Source organism: Pseudomonas sp. (genome assembly GCF_040514055.1).
GTDB lineage: Bacteria > Pseudomonadota > Gammaproteobacteria > Pseudomonadales > Pseudomonadaceae > Aquipseudomonas.
In genome coordinates this window covers 28,140-44,255 of the sequence record NZ_JBEVDL010000026.1, presented here as the reverse complement: position 1 = coordinate 44,255, position 16,116 = coordinate 28,140, and the positions used below count along the sequence as shown (strand labels likewise).

Below are 16,116 nucleotides of genomic sequence, written 5' to 3'. Positions count from 1 at the left end.
CGCCCTCAGTCGTGTCCCACTCCGGAGCGCTTGAGCATCTGCTTGCAGCGCTCGGACAGGTGCAGGACCCGCAGGTGCTTGCCGGCCTTGGTGTAGCGCTCACGCAGGGTTTTCAGCGCGGCGATGGCCGAATAATCGACGAAACGCAGATGGCGACAATCGAGGGTAACCTGGGCGGGGTCGTTGGCCGGTTCGAACAAGCGCAAAAACGGCGTGGTCGAGGCGAAGAACAGCGTGCCATGCAGGCGATAGAGCTTGCTGCCGTCGGCCTCCAGGTAATCGTCGGCGTACAGCTCGCGGGCCTGCTGCCAGGCGAAGTTGAGCGCCGCGATCACGATGCCGCAGAGCACGGCGGTGGCCAGGTCGGTGAAAACCGTAATGCTGGTCACGGCGACGATCACCAGCACATCGTTCAGCGGCACCTTGTGCAGCACCCGCAACGACGCCCAGGCGAACGTCTGCTGGGCCACCACGAACATCACCCCGACCAGCGCGGCCAGAGGAATGCGCTCGATCAGCGGAGCCAGAAACAGCACAAAGAGCAGGATCATCACCCCGGCGACCACCCCGGACAGCCGGCCACGGCCGCCGGAGCTGAGGTTGATCACGGTCTGGCCGATCATCGCGCAACCGCCCATGCCGCCAAACACCCCGGAGACCATATTGGCCGCGCCCAGGGTCAGGCATTCGCGATCCGGGTAACCGCGGCTCTCGGTGATCTCGTCGGTCAGGTTCAGCGTCAGCAGGGTTTCCAGCAGGCCGACCAGGCCCATCAAGAGTGCGTAGGGCGCCACGATGCGCAGGGTGTCCAGGGTCCAGGGCACCTGCGGCAGGGCAAACGCCGGCAAGCCGCCAGCGATATGCGCCATATCGCCCAAGGTGCGGGTCGGCAGGCCAAGCAGGTAGACGCCCAGGCCCACGCTCAGGATCGCCACCAGGGCCGGTGGCACGCTGCGGGTCAGGCGTGGCAGCCCGTAGACGATGGCCATGGTCAGCGCCACCAGGGCCAGCATCAGGTACAGCGCCGCGCCGCCCAACCAGGCAGCGCCCTCCTTGAAGTGTTCCAACTGGGCCAGGGCGATGATGATCGCCAGGCCGTTGACAAAGCCGAGCATCACCGGGTGCGGCACCATGCGCACCAGCTTGCCCAGGCGCAACAGGCCAAACAGCAGCATCAACAGGCCACCCAGCAGCACGGTGGCCAGCAGGTACTGCACGCCGTGCTGCACCACCAGCGCGACTATCACCACCGCCATCGAGCCGGCGGCGCCGGACACCATGCCCGGGCGACCGCCGAACAGCGCGGTCAGGGTGCAGATGATAAAGGCGCCGTACAGCCCCATCAGCGGGTTGAGGTGCGCGACCAGGGCGAAGGCGATGCATTCGGGCGCCAGGGCAAAGGCAGTGGTGAGGCCGGCCAGGGCGTCGCTGCGCAGACGTTTTGCTTTCATCGATGACCCAGGGAGATTGACCGTCGCCGGCCAGTGCGGCGGCTGGAAAAAAGCTGGGGATGGTACGCAATTGCGCAGGAACCGGCCAGCGACAAAGGCGCCGCCGCTGCACCGGCCGGCGCCTGCACAGGGTAGGTGCGGGAGCATTTGGGCCTCCATCCACCGCCGGTAAGCCGCGTGCCCGGCTTACCGGCGGTGGGGCGGCGCCTAGCGGCGGGCGTGTTTGGCGGTCAGCGGCTGCTCCGCTGCGGGGTGCGCTTTACGGCCGCCAAACAACACGCCGCTGATCACTTGCCAGGCCATCGCCAAGGCGCCGACGATAAACACCAGGTCACCCAGGGTGCGGATCCAGCGCAGGGTCTGCAGCAGGTCCTGCTGCATAAAGGCCTCGCTGCGGGCGTACCACAGGCCCTGGCTGGCACTGGCGTGGAACTGCAGTACGGCGATCGGCAGCAGGCTGGTGGCGATCATCAACACCAGGCCGCCATTGAGCCAGTAGAAGGCCGTTTTCATCAGCCGCTCGTTGAACTGCAACGCTGGGCGGATATAGCGCAACACCAGCAGGGTGAACCCCAGGGCCAGAAAGCCATAGACCCCGAACAGCGCCGCATGGGCGTGCACCGGCGTGGTGTTGAGCCCCTGTACGTAATACAGGGAGATCGGTGGATTGATCATAAAGCCGAACACCCCGGCGCCGAGCATGTTCCAGAAGGCCACGGCAATAAAGCACAGCAGTGGCCACTTGACCCGTTCCATCCAGGCCGCCCGGGACTTCAGCCGCCAGTGTTCCCAGGCCTCGTAGCCGAGCACGATCAGCGGCACCACTTCCAGGGCGCTAAAGGTGGCGCCGACCGCCATCACCGGCGTGGTGGTGCCGGCGAAGTACAGGTGATGGAAGGTGCCGGGCACGCCGCCGAGCATAAACAGCGACGCGGAGGCCAGGCTGGCGGTGGTGGCCATGCGACGCGATACCAGGCCGATGCTGGAAAAGATAAAGGCCAGGGCGGTGGTGGCGAATACCTCGAAGAACCCCTCCACCCACAGGTGCACCACCCACCAACGCCAGTACTCCATCACCGACAGGTGGGTGCGTTCGCCATAGGCGAAACCGGCGCCGTAGAACAGGCCGATGGCGATCACCGAGGCGGAGAACAGGGCCAGCAGGTTCTTGTCGCCCGCCTGGCGAAAAGCCGGCAGGATGCCGCGCAGCATCAACAGCAGCCAGAACGCCACGCCGCTGAACTTGCCGATCTGCCACAGGCGCCCGAGGTCGACGTACTCGTACCCCTGGTGGCCGAGCCAGAAATTCCATTCCGCCGGCATCAGTTGGGCGATGGCCAGGTAGTTGCCGGCAAAGGAGCCGACGACGACCACCACCAGGGCCCAGAACAGCAGGTCGACCCCCAGTTTCTGGAACTTCGGGTCCTTGCCGCCGTTGATCAACGGCGCCAGAAACAGTCCGGCGGCGAGGAAACCGGTGGCGATCCAGAACAGCGCGCTCTGGATATGCCAGGTCCTCATCAACGAGTAGGGAAACCACCGGGACAACGGGATGCCATAGAAATCCTGGCCTTCGACGGTGTAGTGCGCGGTGACGCCGCCCACCAGCACCTGGAAGCCGAAGAGCGCAACGACCAGCAGCAGGTACTTGCCCAACGCCTGCTGCGAAGGGGTCAATGCCACCAGGCTAAGCGGATCGCGGGCGGGCGCCATTGGCGGATCTTCCTCCTTGTCGCGCAGGAAGGCCCAGGCCCAGACCAGAAACCCGACACCAGCCATCAGTACCACCACGCTGACGATCGACCAGATCAGGTTTTCCGCGGTGGGACGGTTATCGATCAGCGGTTCGTGCGGCCAGTTGTTGGTGTAGGTGGCGGTTTCCCCGGGACGTTCGGTGGCGGCCACCCAGGCTGTCCAGAAGAAGAACCGGGTCAGCTGTTCGCGCCGCTCGGCAGTCGGCAGGGTGCCTTCCTTCATGGCGAAGTGTTTGCGGCTGGCCTGTAGGGCCGGGTCGTCACCGAAGAGTGCGGTGTAGTAGGCCGCGGTCTGCTGCACGGCGGCCACACGCCGTGGGCTCAACACCAGTACCCCAGCAACGACCTGGTTGCCCCGGTACTCGCGCTTGAGCTGCTGGCGCAGCAGGGCCTGCTGGTCCTCGTCCACCTCGGCGTAGGGCTTGTGCAAGCGCTCTTGCGCCGCCAGATCGAGCCAGGCCAGCAGTTCGCGGTGCAGCCAGTCGGCACTCCAGTCCGGTGCCTGGTAGGCACCGTGGCCCCAGATGGAGCCCAGCTGCATGCCGCCGACACTCTGCCAGGCGGTCTGGCCATCGAGGATGTCCTGGTCGCTGAACAGGCGGCTGCCATCGATGCTTTGTACCAGGGCGGGAATGGGCGGTGCCTGGCGATAGACTTCGCGGCCGAACCAGCCGAGCAGGCAGAAGGTCACGCCCAGCACGGCGATCAGCAGCCACCAGAGTTTACGGTACTCACCCATTGTGGGCCTCCTCGCCGAGCGCACGGGGGAACAACACATGGTTTTCCAAATGGATGTGCTGCATCAGGTCGCGGTGCAGCTCGTCGAGCCCGCGGTAGAGGGCACGCCAGGTGGTGCAGGCGTCGTCCGGCGGCTGCAGGTCGTGGGCCAGTTCGAGTAGCTGCGCCAGTGCCGCGCCGTGCTGGTCGTGTTCGTAGCACATCACCGAGATCGGCCCACCGGCCAGGGGGCCAGCACCGCGGACGATCATGGGAAAGAGCACCTGCTCCTCCTTCTGCATATGGCTGTCCAACTCCTGCTGCAGGCTGAGCAAAAACTCGGTCAGCCCCTGCGGCGCATCCGCGCGCCAGCCGTGGACCTGCTCGACCCGCGCGGCCAGGCGTATCAGCTCCGGCAACTGCTGACGATGCACCTCGTGGTAGCGCTGCAGCAGGTGAGCGATCAGGCTGTCCAGCGGAGCATCGCGCCAATCGGCGCTTTCGTGGTCGGCGGGGGGCAGGGCGAGCAGGCGCGCCTGCACGTCGAGGGCGTCCAGGCCACGCTCCAGGGCGGCCTGGCGCAAGGATTTCTGGCCTGCGCAGCAGAAGTCCAGGCGCAGCGCGTGGAACACCCGGGTGGCTCCGGGAATCTGGCACGCCAGATGGCCCAGGCTGTGATCGAGCAGTTGAGTGACCATTGGGGTCTCCGTAGCGGGCTAAGTCTCGAGTGCTTCATCGCAAAGCCCGTGCCGTTCCTCAACCTGACCAGGATCAAGGGTTTAGGCCCCCATCAGGTTTAATCTACCCGGACATTTCCCGGTGCCAGGTACCCGATATGGTGGATTTGACCTCGTTACAGCAGGCCTTGCTGGCGGACCTGGTCGGCGAGCTGCCCAGTGCGGTGCGCCTGCAGCGGCTGGTGGTCAGCCTGCGCCAAGCCTTCGCCTGCAATGCCGTGGTGCTGTTGCGCCTGGATGGCGACAGCCTGCGCCCCCTGGCCGCGGTCGGCCTGGCCCATGAAGTGCTGGGCCGCCGTTTCGTCCTGGCCCGCCACCCGCGCCTGGCGCGGATCCTGGCCCAGCGCGAACCGCTGCAGTTCGCCGCCGACTCCGACCTGCCTGACCCCTACGACGGCCTGCTGGCGGAAAATCCGGACCAGCCCCTGCCGGTGCATGACTGCCTGGGCATGAGCCTCTACCTGGACGGGGTGCTCTGGGGCGCGGTGACCTTCGACGCCTTCAGCCCTGGCCACTTCGATCGCCACGCGAGCCAGCACCTGCAAGCCTACGCCTTGCTGATCGAGGCCGGTCTGCGGGTCAGCCGGTTGGAGGGCGAAGTGCGCAGCCTGCGCCTGGCCCGGCGCGAATTGGTCGAGGACGGCGATCCCCCGCAGTCGATGATCCTGGGCAGCAGCCCGCTGTTGCGTGCGTTGCTCGAGGAGCTCGCGGTGGTGGCGGACTCCGACCTGCCGGTACTGTTGCAGGGCGAAACCGGGGTCGGCAAGGAACTGTTCGCCCGCTGGCTGCACCAGCGTTCGCCGCGCGCGCGTAAGCCGCTGGTCTACGTCAACTGCGCGGCGCTGCCCGAAACCCTGGCCGAGAGCGAGCTGTTCGGCCATACCAAGGGCGCGTTCTCCGGTGCCGGGCAGGACCGTCCCGGGCGGTTCGAGGCGGCCAATGGCGGTACCCTGTTTCTCGATGAAATTGGTGAGCTGCCGCTGTCGATCCAGGCCAAGCTGCTGCGCGCCCTGCAGAACGGCGAGATCCAGCGCCTGGGCGCCGACCAGCCACGGCATGTCGATGTTCGGCTGATCACCGCGACCAACCGACGTCTGTGGGAAGAGGTGCGCGAGGGCCGTTTTCGCGCCGACCTCTACCACCGGCTGTCGGTCTACCCGGTGCATATTCCGCCACTGCGCGAGCGTGGCCGGGATGTGCTGGTGCTGGCCGGGCACTTTCTCGAGCTCAACCGCGTACGCCTGGGGTTGCGCTGCCTGCGCCTGTCCGGCGACGCCGAGCGGGCCCTGTTGGCCTACGCCTGGCCCGGCAATGTGCGCGAGCTGGAGCATGTCATCAGCCGCGCGGCGCTCAAGGTGCTCAGCCAGGCGCAATCGCGCACCGCCTTGCTCAGCATCGAGGCGCCCTGGCTGGGCCTGGAGGGGCTGCCAATGCCGCTCGAACCCGTCGCCACCGCGCGGCCAGCGGCGATCGTCGAGCCGCTGCAGACGGCCGTGGAGCGTTGCCAGCGTGAGCTGATCGAAAGCGCGCTCAGGGCGCGCCAGGGCGCGCCAGGGCCGTTGGGCCGCCGCCGCCCGCGACCTGCAGATGGACCCAAGCAACCTGCGCAAGCTGGCGCGGCGGCTGAACCTGATTTAAACCCGACGCCGGGCCTCAGTCCTGGCGCTGCGCAGGGATCAAACGGGGCGCGTTATCCACTTTTTCCGGCTTGGCCGGTGGCTCGAACCCATAGTCCAGGTACCAGTCCTCCCCCAGGGTCTCGCAAGGGTGCATGGTGCGGGTGGAGCCGTTGCCGCAGTCCATCGAGGTGGACGAACAGTAGCGATCGCAGCCCCAACAGATGCGCTCGGGGTGTGTGGGGTGCACGGGAAATGGCTTGCTCATGGCATCACCGGGTGTTGAGCGTCGACGCCAGGTTAGTCCGCGGCAGGGCGAGCGACCTTGATCGAGATCAAGGCCGTGCCTGGAATGATTGATTCAGGTCAAGGGCGCCGCAGTGCGGCGGGGTGATACCTCCTTTGGGGAATGGGCGTCGCTGCCTGCGGGGTGCAGGCTGCGCGCAACTCCTTTTGCCGAGGTTCGCCCCATGGGCCACTTGTCCAGCACCGAATTCCAGTCACTGCGCATTGCCGTGCTTACTGTCAGCGACACCCGCAGCCTGGCCACCGACACCTCGGGCCAGACTCTGATCGAGGCGCTGGAGGCGGCCGGGCATGCCTTGTATGAACGCGCCCTGGTGCGCGACGACATCTGGTCGATCCGCGCCCGCCTCTGTGCCTGGGTCGCCGACCCGCTGGTACAGGCGGTGCTGATCACCGGCGGCACCGGTTTTACCGACCGGGACAATACCCCGCAGGCGGTGGCGCCTTTGCTGGACAAGCAGGTGGAGGGTTTCGGCGAGCTGTTCCGCCAGGTGTCGCTGGAGGAAATCGGTACCTCGACTGTGCAGTCCCGCGCCCTGGCCGGTATCAGCAACGGCACCCTGGTGTGCTGCCTGCCGGGCTCCCCGGGGGCCTGTCGCACCGCCTGGCGTCGGATCCTGATGGAACAATTGGACAGCCGCACACGCCCCTGCAATTTCGTGCCGCACCTCAAACAGCTGCCAGCACGGCCGCTGCCCGCCTGCGGTACACGCTCATGAGCGGTGGTAGTTGTGACGGTCAGGGCCTGCGCCCGGTCGACGAGGCGATTGCCCAGCTGCTGTCACGGGTTCCGGCCACGCCCCAGGTCGAATGGCTGCCGCTGAGCGACGCCCTGGACCGGGTGCTGGCCGAACCGGCCGAGGCACCGGCGCCGATGCCGGCCTGGGACAACAGCGCCATGGACGGTTATGCATTGCGTGCCGCGGACCTGCCCGCCACGGGTGGCTGGCTCAGCCTGGGTGGCCGTATCGCCGCCGGTGACGGGGCGGGCGAGCGTCTGGGCAGTGGCCAGGCGGTGCGTATCTTCACCGGCGCGCCGCTGCCGCCCGGCGCCGACAGCGTGGTGGCCCAGGAGCAGGTCCAGGTGGAGGGCGGACGGATCCGGCTGGGACCGGTGGTGCGCGGCGCTCACGTGCGCCGCCGCGGCGAGGAGTTCGAGGCGGGCGATTGCCTGCTCGCCGCCGGCCAGCGCCTGCAGCCCCAGGCCCTGGGCTTGCTGGCCAGCCTGGGCGTCGCCAGCGTGGCGGTGTACCGGCGCCTGCGGGTCGGCCTGCTGAGCAGCGGTAACGAACTGCGCATCCCGGGTGAGCCGCTGCTGCCGGGGCAGATCTACAACGCCAACCGTTACAGCATCGGGGCGGTGCTGCGTCGCCTGGGCTGCGAAGTCGAGGACCACGACATCCTCGCCGACGACCTGACAACGAGTCGCGAGGCCTTGAGCCTGGCGGCCGCACAAGCCGATGTGCTGATCACCACCGGTGGGGTGTCGGTCGGCGAAGAGGATCACCTGAAACAGGCCGTGCGCGAACTGGGCGAGCTGCACCTGTGGCGGCTGGCGATCCAGCCGGGCAAGCCCCTGGCATTCGGCAGTGTCGAGGGCGTGCCCTGGATCGGCTTGCCGGGTAACCCGGCGGCGGCCCTGGTGACCGCGCTGGTGGTGGCGCGTCCGTTCCTGCTGCGGGCCCAGGGGCGTTGCGACGTGCTGCCGCAGCCCGTGTTGCTCAGCGCCGGTTTCGACTGGTTGGCGGCCAACCCCCGCCGCCAGTACTTGCGCGCGCGGTTGGGCACCGGCGCCGACGGCAAAAGCGCGGTGCTGCTGCACCCCCAACAGGGCTCGGCCATGCTGGCGCCGGCCTGCGCGGCTCAGGGGCTGGCGGTGATCGACTGCGGGCAGACCTTGCGCCAGGGCGACCCGCTGTTGTTTCTGCCGTTTTCAGCCTTGCTGGACTGAGCTTGACCGGGGTCAAGCTGACCCCGCTGCGCCTGAGTAGACTTTTTTGCCATGGCCCCGGGACGCTCTCCCTGGGTGCCGCGCTGTACAACCGGAGGTATCCATCATGCAGCTGGTCTGCCCGGCAGGCAGTTTGCCTGCACTCAAGGCCGCCGTGCGCGAAGGCGCCGATGCGATCTATGTCGGCTTTCGCGACGACACCAACGCCCGGCACTTCGCCGGGCTGAACCTGGACGACAAACAGTTCGACAGCGCAGTGGCCCATGTGCGCGAGCATCGACGACAGCTCTATGTCGCGGTCAACACCTACGCCCCCTCCGAGGGCTGGGAGCGCTGGCGCCGGGCGGTGGACCGCGCGGCGGAGTATGGCGTCGATGCCTTGATCGCCGCCGATCCGGGGGTGCTGGCCTACGCCAGCCGTCGCCATCCACAGCTGCCCTTGCACCTGTCGGTACAGGGCTCGGCGACCAATGCCGCGGCACTGACCTTCTACCACCAGCGTTACGGCATCCGCCGGGCGGTTCTGCCCCGGGTGCTGTCCCTGGCCCAGGTGCGCCAGGTCGCGGCCAAGAGCCCGGTGCCGATCGAGGTCTTTGCCTTTGGCAGCCTGTGCATCATGGCCGAGGGCCGCTGTCACCTGTCGTCCTACCTGACGGGCGAGTCGCCGAACCTCTGCGGAGTCTGTTCGCCGGCCAAGGCGGTGGCCTGGCGGGAAGCGCCGGAAGGCCTTAGCGCTCACCTCAATGGCGTGCTGATCGACCGTTACGCCCCCGGTGAGGCCGCCGGTTACCCGACCCTGTGCAAGGGGCGGTTTCTGGTCGAGGGGCAGCGCTTCCACGCCCTGGAAGAGCCCACCAGCCTCAATACCCTGGACCTGATTCCGGAGCTGGCCAGCATCGGTGTGGTGGCGGTGAAAATCGAGGGGCGCCAGCGCAGTCCGGCCTATGTCGAGCAGGTGACCCGGGTCTGGCGCACCGCCCTGGATGCGTATCGCGGCACGCCCACGACGTTCAGCGTGCAGCCCCAATGGCGCCAGGTGCTGGACAAACTCTCCGAAGGCAGCCAGACCACCCTGGGCGCCTATCATCGATCCTGGCAATGAGGTGCCTGCCATGAAACTCAGTCTGGGCCCGGTGTTGTTCTACTGGGACAAAAAACAGCTGCTGGATTTTTACGCCGAAATGGCCGCGGCGCCCTTGGACATGATCTACCTGGGGGAGACGGTCTGTTCCAAGCGTCGCAGCCTGTCCCTCGATCAATGGTTGGGCCTGGCCCGTGAACTGCGCGAATGCAGCCGGGCCGAGCTGGTGGTGTCCGGCCTGGCCCTGGTCGAGGCCGCCTCCGAATTGTCCAGTCTGCGGCGCCTGTGCGAGAACGGCGAATTGCGGGTGGAAGCCAACGACATGGCGGCGGTGCAGTTCCTCGCCGACGCCGGCGTGCCCTTTGTCGCCGGTCCTTCGCTGAACCTGTACAACGGCCATGCCCTGGCCGAACTGCTGGCCTGCGGCATGTACCGCTGGGTGCCCCCGGTGGAGTGCTCCGGCGCCCTGATCCGCAGTGCCCTGACCCAGCTGCGGGAGTTGCAGCTGGAGCCGCCCGAGCTCGAACTCTTCGCCTACGGCCATCTGCCGCTGGCCTATTCGGCGCGCTGTTTCACCGCGCGGGCGCAGAATCGGCCGAAAGACGACTGTCAGTACTGCTGTCTGGATTACCCCGAGGGCATCGCCTTGCTCAGCCAGGCGGGCGAGGCCCTGTTTACCCTCAACGGCATCCAGACCCTGTCCGCCGAGGTCAGCAACCTGCTGGCCGACTACCCCGACTTGCAGGCCAGTGGCGCCCAGTTGTTGCGCCTGAGCCCGCGCGCCAAGCATATGAACGAGGTGATCGACTCCTTCGACCGGGTGCGTCGGGGCGCGCTGCCGCCGCTGCTGGTGGAAGGCTGCAACGGCTACTGGCATGGGCGTCCGGGCATGCTCAGGGCCGAGCAGGCCAGCCTATGCTGAAGCCCGCCCCCTGGTTACTGATACTGGCCGACCAGGCGCTGCCGCTGGTGGCACGGGTACCCTTTGTGGTGCAGCGATTGAGCCTGCAACATGGGCTGAACCGCTGGCTGGCCGAGCCCCTGGCCGCCGGCGAGTTCGAGCTGTTGCGCGGCCGCTGGCTGTGCCTGCAGGTGCGCGACCTGGGGCTGGTCTGGTACCTCGGCCTGGGTCCCCGGGGCCTGTGCATTGCCCGTAGCGCGCCGGCCCAGGTGACTATCCGTGGCAACTGGCGTGAGTTTCTGCTGTTGGCCAGCCGCCAGGAGGACCCCGATACGCTGTTCTTTCGTCGACGCCTGGTGATAGAGGGCGACACCGAGCTGGGCCTGGGGATCAAGAACCTGCTCGACAGCCTCGACCCGGAGCTGCTGCCTCCCTGGCTGTGGCGTAATCTGGAACGGGCAGGCAAGGGCGTGGCCGCCGCCGGGGGCTAGCGCTCATTTTCAGCAATGCAGGCCCTAAGCCTGGCAGTTGTATCGGCGCAAACAGGTATCCGCAACGTCGGCGCTCCTGGGTTGCCGCCTTCGCGGGACGACGGGGAATCAGTTGATACCCAAGTCGCCGTCCTCACCGCCCAGGCAAATCTCCAGCGGCCTCTGCGCTCCGCGGGATCGATAATGGAATAAACCGACCTCCATACCCCGTCATACCCGCGCAGGCGGGTATCCAGGGACTTCCGCGCGCCAGGGTTCGGGAATCACGGTGAAGCAGTGTTTGTTTCCCAAGCTCAGGCGCTGTCTCCGAGCGGTCGGTCGAGCGCTGGGATCAGCCGCTGCAGCTGGCCGTACAGGCTGTCGGCGTCCTCCTGGCTGCAGTCCTCGCCGTAGCGTTTACGCACGCCGTACTGGTTCAGCACCAGGTGCAGGTCGGCCTGGATGCCGTGCTGGTCCAGGCAGCCTTTGACGCAGGCCAGTGGGCAGCCGTCCAGGGCCAGGATCGGTCGCCCGGAGCGGGCCTTGTTCACCAAGGCGGCGACATGGCCGCCGACGCCGGTGATGCAGGACATTTCCGCCAGGCCACTGCGGTCCAGGCGTACGGCGAGGGTATTGGCCAGTTGGGCGACGTTGGAGCAGCCCGAACAGGCGTAGACCAGGGGCAGGGCAGGAGTGGGCATGGACGGCCTCCGGGGAATGGGCAGGGCGGTGCTTTCACTGGTGATAATCGGCGAGGCGGACTTCGTCGAGGATGCGGATATTGCGCCGCTCCATGCTGATCAAACCGCTATCGACCAGGCGGTGCAGGATGCGCGAGAAGGTCTCCGGCTGGATGCCCAGCCTCGAGGCGACCAGGCGCTTGGGCACCTGCAGGTGGATCAGGTCGCTGCGCGGATCGCGCTCCTGAAACAGGTAGCCCACCACCCGGCGACTGGCATTGGCCTGGGTCAGCAGGTCGATCTCGCGCAGCCGGCGGTGCAGGTGAATGCTCATTCCGGCCAGGATATCCAGGCAGATCTTCGGTTGTTCCTCGAGCAAGTGGCGGTAATGCGCGCCGTCGATGCTGACCAGCACACTGTCCTTCAAGGCCGTGGCGCTTACCGGGTAGCGTTTCATTTCGGTGAACAACAGGGCCTCGGCAAAGGACTGGCCGTGCTGGATGACCTCCACCAGTTTTTCCTGACCCTCGCTGGTGACCCGGTGCAGCTTGACCTGCCCACTGATCAGCAGGAAAAAGCGCTCGGCGCTATCGCCCTGGTGCATCAGCGGCTCGTTGCAGGCGAGGCGTTTCAGGTTGGCCAGGGCGCACACCTCGTGCAGGGTCTTTTCCGGCAAGCGGCTAAACAGGTGGTGGCGCTGCATCAGCTGGATGATGGACGGATTGGTCAACATGGGAGCACCTCGTGTGCCTCCATCATAGGGACATCCCGGTATGCCCCCCATTCCTCCGCCGGCCTACCTCCTTGGAGGCAGACGGCGCGAACCGACCTCGGAGGCTGACCAGGGCCGGTTTTATTGATCCGTGACAACGCGGCGCCGATCGCGGCGTGACTATCCTGGGGCACCGCTGCATCGCTTCTCGGGAGGCCTGATGGAAATTGAACAATTACTGGCCAATAACCGCTTCTGGTCCGAGTCTCTCAGGGCGCGGGATCCGGATTTTTTCGCTCGCCTGGCCCGTCAGCAGCGTCCCGAGTTTCTCTGGATCGGCTGCTCGGACAGCCGGGTGCCCGCCAACGAGGTGGTCGGGCTGATGCCCGGCGAGCTGTTCGTGCACCGCAATGTGGCCAATATGGTGGTGGCCACCGATATGAATTTTCTCTCGGTGTTGCAGTACGCGGTGGACGTGCTGCGGGTCAGGCAGATCATCGTCTGCGGCCACTACGGCTGCGGCGGGGTGCGTGCCGCCTTGGGTCACGAGGAGCTGGGGCTGATCGATAACTGGCTGCGCGCGCTCAAGGCGCTCTACCACCAGAACCTGGAGCGTTTCAGCGGGCTGGCCCCCGAGGCCCAGGTCAACCTGCTGTGCGAGCTGAACGTGCAGCGCCAGGTGCGCAACGTCTGCCACACCACCATCGTGCAGAACGCCTGGAAACGCGGCCAACCGTTGGTGGTGCACGGCTGGATCTATGGCCTGCAGGACGGCCTGGTCAAGGACCTGGGTGCCACCATCGAGGCCCCGGCGCAGCTGGACGGCAGCTTTCTCTATGAGTAACGGTGCTCTGGGGCTCGTGGTGTGCCTCTTCTCCCGCCAAAGCATGCGGGTTGCACCCGCCCTACCAAGGTGCCGCTGACCCGCCCTACGAAAAGCGGATGTGCTTGCTCGGGTTGGGGATAAACCCCAGAAATCAGCCCTTAGCGCATATGTTCCATGGCCCAGACCGCCGCCTCGACCCGCGAGCGCAGGCCGAGCTTGTGCAACAGGTTCTTGACGTGGACCTTGACCGTACCCTCGGTGATGCCGAGCTTATGGCCGATAACCTTGTTGGCGTTGCCGCCGGCGATCATTTTCAGGACTTGCCGTTCGCGCTCGGTCAAGTCGATCGGCGAGCTGCCCACGGGGGCACGCAAGGCCTGGGCCAGCACCCGGGTCAGGGCCGGGCTGATGACCAGGGTGCCGTGCAGCGCGTCGCGGATCAGCTGGATCAATAGCTCCGGTTCCATATCCTTGAGCAGGTAACCGTCGGCATCCAGGCGCAAGGCGTCACGGATGTCATCCTGCGCATCGGAGACGGTGAACAGCAACACTTTCCCCTTGAACTGCAGCTCCCGCAGACGGCGCAAGGTCTCCAGACCATTCATCTGCGGCATATTGTTGTCCAGCAGGACCAATTCCGGCTGCAACGCGGCGACCTGCTCCAGGGCCTGCACCCCGTGACTGGCTTCGCCGACGACTTCCATGTCCTCTTCCAGGTCGAGCAGCTGGCGCATGCCGCGGCGCATCAGCGGGTGATCGTCGACCAACAGGATACGGTGTCGGGCGGGGCTGTTCATGCCGGCTTTCCTTCTTCGAGGGGACCGAGAAACTCGGGGCGAAACTGCAGGTGGACACGGGTGCCGCAGGGACTGCGAGGTTCGACGCGCAGCGCGCCGTGCAGGCTGCGCGCGCGTTCCTGCATGATGGTCAGGCCATGGTGCTGGCGCGGATCGAAGCCCGCGGCGAAGCCGCAGCCATCGTCCTCGATCGACAGCTGTACCTGTTCACCCACCTGACGCAGCTGCAGCCATGCGGTCCCTGGATGGGCATGGCGGGCGCAGTTGGACAGCGCTTCGCGGGCGATCTGCAGCAGATGAATCTGCTCGCTGGCCGAGAGCTGGTAGACCAAAGGCTCGAGCTGCAACTGCACCACGAAGTCGCCCCGCTGGGCAAATTCCTCGGCGGTATCCTGCAGCTCCTTGACCAGGCTGCCGTCCTCGATCTGCAGGCGGAAGGTGGTCAGCAACTCGCGCAGCTGGCGGTAGGCATTGTTCAAGCCTTCGCGCAGTTCGCCGCTGACCGTTTCCAGGGTTTCTGGCGATTCACCCCGGCGAATCAGCGTCTGCAGGCGGCTGACCTGCAGCTTCATATAGGACAGCGCCTGGGCCAGCGAGTCGTGCAGCTCCCGGGCAATGGTGGTGCGCTCGTCCAGCAGCAGCAGGCGATGGTCCTGCTCGCGCTGACGTTTGAGCGACAGCGTGGTGCCGATCAGGTTGGCCAGGGCCTGGATCAGCTGGCTCTCCCAGGCTTCGGCGGGCCGAGCGTCGACGAAATGCGCCTTGAGTTCGCCCAGTTCGTGGCCCTGGTTGCTGATGTTAAAGACTGCCTGCTGGGCAATGTTATGCCGCTCGCAGCTGGCGCAGTCGCTGGGTGCGCAGATGTCCCGCGCCTGGCTGCCGTGCAGGGCCAGCAATTGCTGGGCGGGCGCCTGCCGCTCGCCCTGCAGGCACAGGGTCAGCCGCAGGCCCGGCAAGCGCTGCTGGAAATGTCCAATCAGTTCGTCCAGGCGCTCGGCATTGGCCTGGCGGGTGGCCAGGCTGCTGCTGCTTTGGTAGAGCAACTCCAGGGCCGCATTGGCCTGCATTAGTTTCAGGGTCTTCTGCGCCACCTGGCTTTCCAGGGTGCGGTGGGACGTCTCGATGGCTTCGGCCATGTCGTTGAAGTTCAGCGCGAACCGGCCAAGCTCATCTTCCGAACGGTGGTGGACCCGTACCGACAACTCACCGGCGCGGAACCGTTCCGTGGCCTCGACCAGCTCCTGCAACGGGCCAACGACGCTGCTTTGCAGCTCGAACATGCCCACCAGCAGGATGATCAGGGTGGTGAACAGCGCCACACCCTGGATACCTTGCTGCCAGCTCTGCTTACGTTCGCTCTGGCGCTGCAGCAGGGTGACGAAGTGATTGAGCTGCCCGACGAAGTCGTCCGCCGCCGCCTGAAAACCGGGGTAGTCGCCGCGGTCCAGGGCCGGGCGCAAAGTGTCGAGCCAGCGCCGCTGCAGGTCGAGGAATGCCAGGCGCAGGGGGGTAGTCGGGCCGTTTTCCAGCACGGCCTGCAGGTCACGGCTGCCCAGGCGCTCCTGCAGCCGGTTCGCCAGGGTCTGCACCGTGTCGCGGTCGCTGCCCGATTGCAGTTTCCAGCACAGATGATAGGTGGACATGCGCAGGGAACCGGCGCTGTTGATCGCCGCCGCGTCGTCCTCGCTGAACCAGGCGATCAACCCGGCGCTCAGCGAACTGGCCAGGGCCAGGATGGCGATCAGGATCACCGCCACCCCCGCCCGCGCCGGCAGCGAGCTGCGCAGCCAGCGAAACATGTTCAGTTGCCTCCATGCGTGCAGGTCTTCGCTGCGCAACGACCTGCGTGTAGCTCGCCCCGGCTGTTAAGTGGGTGTGAGCTAGGCGAGGAGGGCGGACTACCTCCAAAGAGTTTGCACTGACAGCGGAACACGGCGAACTCCATAAATAACCTATAAGACGCTGATAAATAACGATATTTAATCCGTAAACAAACTACTCCCTAAGAGGTAGTGAGGCACAGCATAGGGCTGCAGGCCCGGCTGGGGTGTTGATCTGGGTCAAGTTTCATCGGGCCCCGCTCTTTAGTGTGCCGCCATGGCAAGCGCAAATAGGGC

General features: G+C 66.3%; 14 protein-coding genes and 1 pseudogene. 7 read left to right on the top strand and 8 right to left on the bottom strand.

Annotated features, from left to right (window positions below; all coding sequences use genetic code 11):
• Positions 1-5 precede the first annotated feature (5 nt).
• The 3 genes from ABWY06_RS06440 to ytfE form a co-directional block, all read right to left on the bottom strand.
• Positions 6-1,451, bottom strand: a complete 1,446-nt coding sequence (locus ABWY06_RS06440; RefSeq protein ID WP_353924732.1) for a SulP family inorganic anion transporter — start codon at positions 1,449-1,451, stop codon at positions 6-8.
• A gap of 207 nt (positions 1,452-1,658) precedes the next feature.
• Positions 1,659-3,944, bottom strand: a complete 2,286-nt coding sequence (locus ABWY06_RS06435) for a nitric-oxide reductase large subunit (RefSeq protein WP_353924731.1) — start codon at positions 3,942-3,944, stop codon at positions 1,659-1,661.
• Positions 3,937-4,620, bottom strand: a complete 684-nt coding sequence (gene ytfE / locus ABWY06_RS06430; RefSeq protein WP_353924730.1) for an iron-sulfur cluster repair protein YtfE — start codon at positions 4,618-4,620, stop codon at positions 3,937-3,939. Before ytfE ends, ABWY06_RS06435 begins: the two co-directional genes overlap by 8 nt.
• 137 nt (positions 4,621-4,757) lie before the next feature.
• On the opposite strand from ytfE, the pseudogene norR reads away from it, so the two are divergent.
• Positions 4,758-6,297: pseudogene (gene norR / locus ABWY06_RS06425) on the top strand (nitric oxide reductase transcriptional regulator NorR).
• Positions 6,298-6,312: 15 nt separating this feature from the next.
• Here norR and ABWY06_RS06420 read toward each other — a convergent pair.
• Positions 6,313-6,543, bottom strand: a complete 231-nt coding sequence (locus ABWY06_RS06420; RefSeq protein WP_353924729.1) for a DUF3079 domain-containing protein — start codon at positions 6,541-6,543, stop codon at positions 6,313-6,315.
• A 202-nt stretch (positions 6,544-6,745) separates the two neighbouring features.
• On the opposite strand from ABWY06_RS06420, the gene moaB reads away from it, so the two are divergent.
• The 5 genes from moaB (at position 6,746) to ubiT (ending at position 11,005) form a co-directional block, all read left to right on the top strand.
• Positions 6,746-7,300, top strand: coding sequence for a molybdenum cofactor biosynthesis protein B (gene moaB / locus ABWY06_RS06415; protein ID WP_353924728.1), 555 nt, complete (start codon positions 6,746-6,748; stop codon positions 7,298-7,300).
• Positions 7,297-8,532, top strand: a complete 1,236-nt coding sequence (locus ABWY06_RS06410) for a molybdopterin molybdotransferase MoeA (protein WP_353924727.1) — start codon at positions 7,297-7,299, stop codon at positions 8,530-8,532. Before moaB ends, ABWY06_RS06410 begins: the two co-directional genes overlap by 4 nt.
• 106 nt (positions 8,533-8,638) lie before the next feature.
• Positions 8,639-9,634 (top strand): ubiquinone anaerobic biosynthesis protein UbiU, encoded by a 996-nt coding sequence (gene ubiU, locus ABWY06_RS06405; protein ID WP_353924726.1) that lies wholly within the window; start codon positions 8,639-8,641, stop codon positions 9,632-9,634.
• Positions 9,635-9,644: 10 nt separating this feature from the next.
• A complete protein-coding gene (locus ABWY06_RS06400) occupies positions 9,645-10,535 on the top strand; it encodes a U32 family peptidase (protein WP_353924725.1) in 891 nt (296 codons plus the stop codon).
• Positions 10,529-11,005 carry a ubiquinone anaerobic biosynthesis accessory factor UbiT gene (gene ubiT, locus ABWY06_RS06395; RefSeq protein WP_353924724.1) on the top strand — a complete coding sequence of 159 codons (477 nt, stop codon included), beginning with the start codon at positions 10,529-10,531 and terminating at the stop codon, positions 11,003-11,005. The genes ABWY06_RS06400 and ubiT overlap by 7 nt, the downstream gene beginning before the upstream one ends.
• A gap of 293 nt (positions 11,006-11,298) precedes the next feature.
• On the opposite strand, the gene ABWY06_RS06390 is transcribed toward ubiT, so the two are convergent.
• Positions 11,299-11,685, bottom strand: a complete 387-nt coding sequence (locus ABWY06_RS06390; RefSeq protein WP_353924723.1) for a putative zinc-binding protein — start codon at positions 11,683-11,685, stop codon at positions 11,299-11,301.
• A gap of 34 nt (positions 11,686-11,719) precedes the next feature.
• A complete protein-coding gene (locus ABWY06_RS06385) occupies positions 11,720-12,397 on the bottom strand; it encodes a Crp/Fnr family transcriptional regulator (protein ID WP_353924722.1) in 678 nt (225 codons plus the stop codon).
• A 196-nt stretch (positions 12,398-12,593) separates the two neighbouring features.
• Between ABWY06_RS06385 and can the strand changes: the two genes are divergently transcribed.
• A complete protein-coding gene (gene can, locus ABWY06_RS06380) occupies positions 12,594-13,220 on the top strand; it encodes a carbonate dehydratase (protein WP_353924877.1) in 627 nt (208 codons plus the stop codon).
• A gap of 140 nt (positions 13,221-13,360) precedes the next feature.
• Here the strand turns inward: can and narL are convergent, their stop codons facing one another.
• Both narL and ABWY06_RS06370 read right to left on the bottom strand, forming a co-directional pair.
• The gene (gene narL / locus ABWY06_RS06375) at positions 13,361-13,999 is read right to left on the bottom strand and encodes a two-component system response regulator NarL (RefSeq protein WP_353924721.1); all 639 of its coding nucleotides are present in this window, start codon (positions 13,997-13,999) and stop codon (positions 13,361-13,363) included.
• Positions 13,996-15,798: a histidine kinase gene (locus ABWY06_RS06370; protein WP_353924720.1), complete on the bottom strand. Its 1,803-nt coding sequence runs from the start codon at positions 15,796-15,798 to the stop codon at positions 13,996-13,998. The genes narL and ABWY06_RS06370 overlap by 4 nt, the downstream gene beginning before the upstream one ends.
• Positions 15,799-16,116: the final 318 nt, after the last annotated feature.

Bases quoted from the DNA above. Each gene is read 5' to 3' on its own strand.
- ABWY06_RS06400 (WP_353924725.1), top strand. From the start codon at position 9,645: ATGAAACTCAGTCTGGGCCCGGTGTTGTTCTACTGGGACAAAAAACAG.
- ubiT (WP_353924724.1), top strand. From the start codon at position 10,529: ATGCTGAAGCCCGCCCCCTGGTTACTGATACTGGCCGACCAGGCGCTG.
- ABWY06_RS06390 (WP_353924723.1), bottom strand. From the start codon at position 11,685: ATGCCCACTCCTGCCCTGCCCCTGGTCTACGCCTGTTCGGGCTGCTCC.
- ABWY06_RS06440 (WP_353924732.1), bottom strand. From the start codon at position 1,451: ATGAAAGCAAAACGTCTGCGCAGCGACGCCCTGGCCGGCCTCACCACT.
- ABWY06_RS06385 (WP_353924722.1), bottom strand. From the start codon at position 12,397: ATGTTGACCAATCCGTCCATCATCCAGCTGATGCAGCGCCACCACCTG.
- ABWY06_RS06420 (WP_353924729.1), bottom strand. From the start codon at position 6,543: ATGAGCAAGCCATTTCCCGTGCACCCCACACACCCCGAGCGCATCTGT.
- ABWY06_RS06435 (WP_353924731.1), bottom strand. From the start codon at position 3,944: ATGGGTGAGTACCGTAAACTCTGGTGGCTGCTGATCGCCGTGCTGGGC.
- ubiU (WP_353924726.1), top strand. From the start codon at position 8,639: ATGCAGCTGGTCTGCCCGGCAGGCAGTTTGCCTGCACTCAAGGCCGCC.
- ABWY06_RS06410 (WP_353924727.1), top strand. From the start codon at position 7,297: ATGAGCGGTGGTAGTTGTGACGGTCAGGGCCTGCGCCCGGTCGACGAG.
- ytfE (WP_353924730.1), bottom strand. From the start codon at position 4,620: ATGGTCACTCAACTGCTCGATCACAGCCTGGGCCATCTGGCGTGCCAG.
- moaB (WP_353924728.1), top strand. From the start codon at position 6,746: ATGGGCCACTTGTCCAGCACCGAATTCCAGTCACTGCGCATTGCCGTG.
- narL (WP_353924721.1), bottom strand. From the start codon at position 13,999: ATGAACAGCCCCGCCCGACACCGTATCCTGTTGGTCGACGATCACCCG.
- ABWY06_RS06370 (WP_353924720.1), bottom strand. From the start codon at position 15,798: ATGTTTCGCTGGCTGCGCAGCTCGCTGCCGGCGCGGGCGGGGGTGGCG.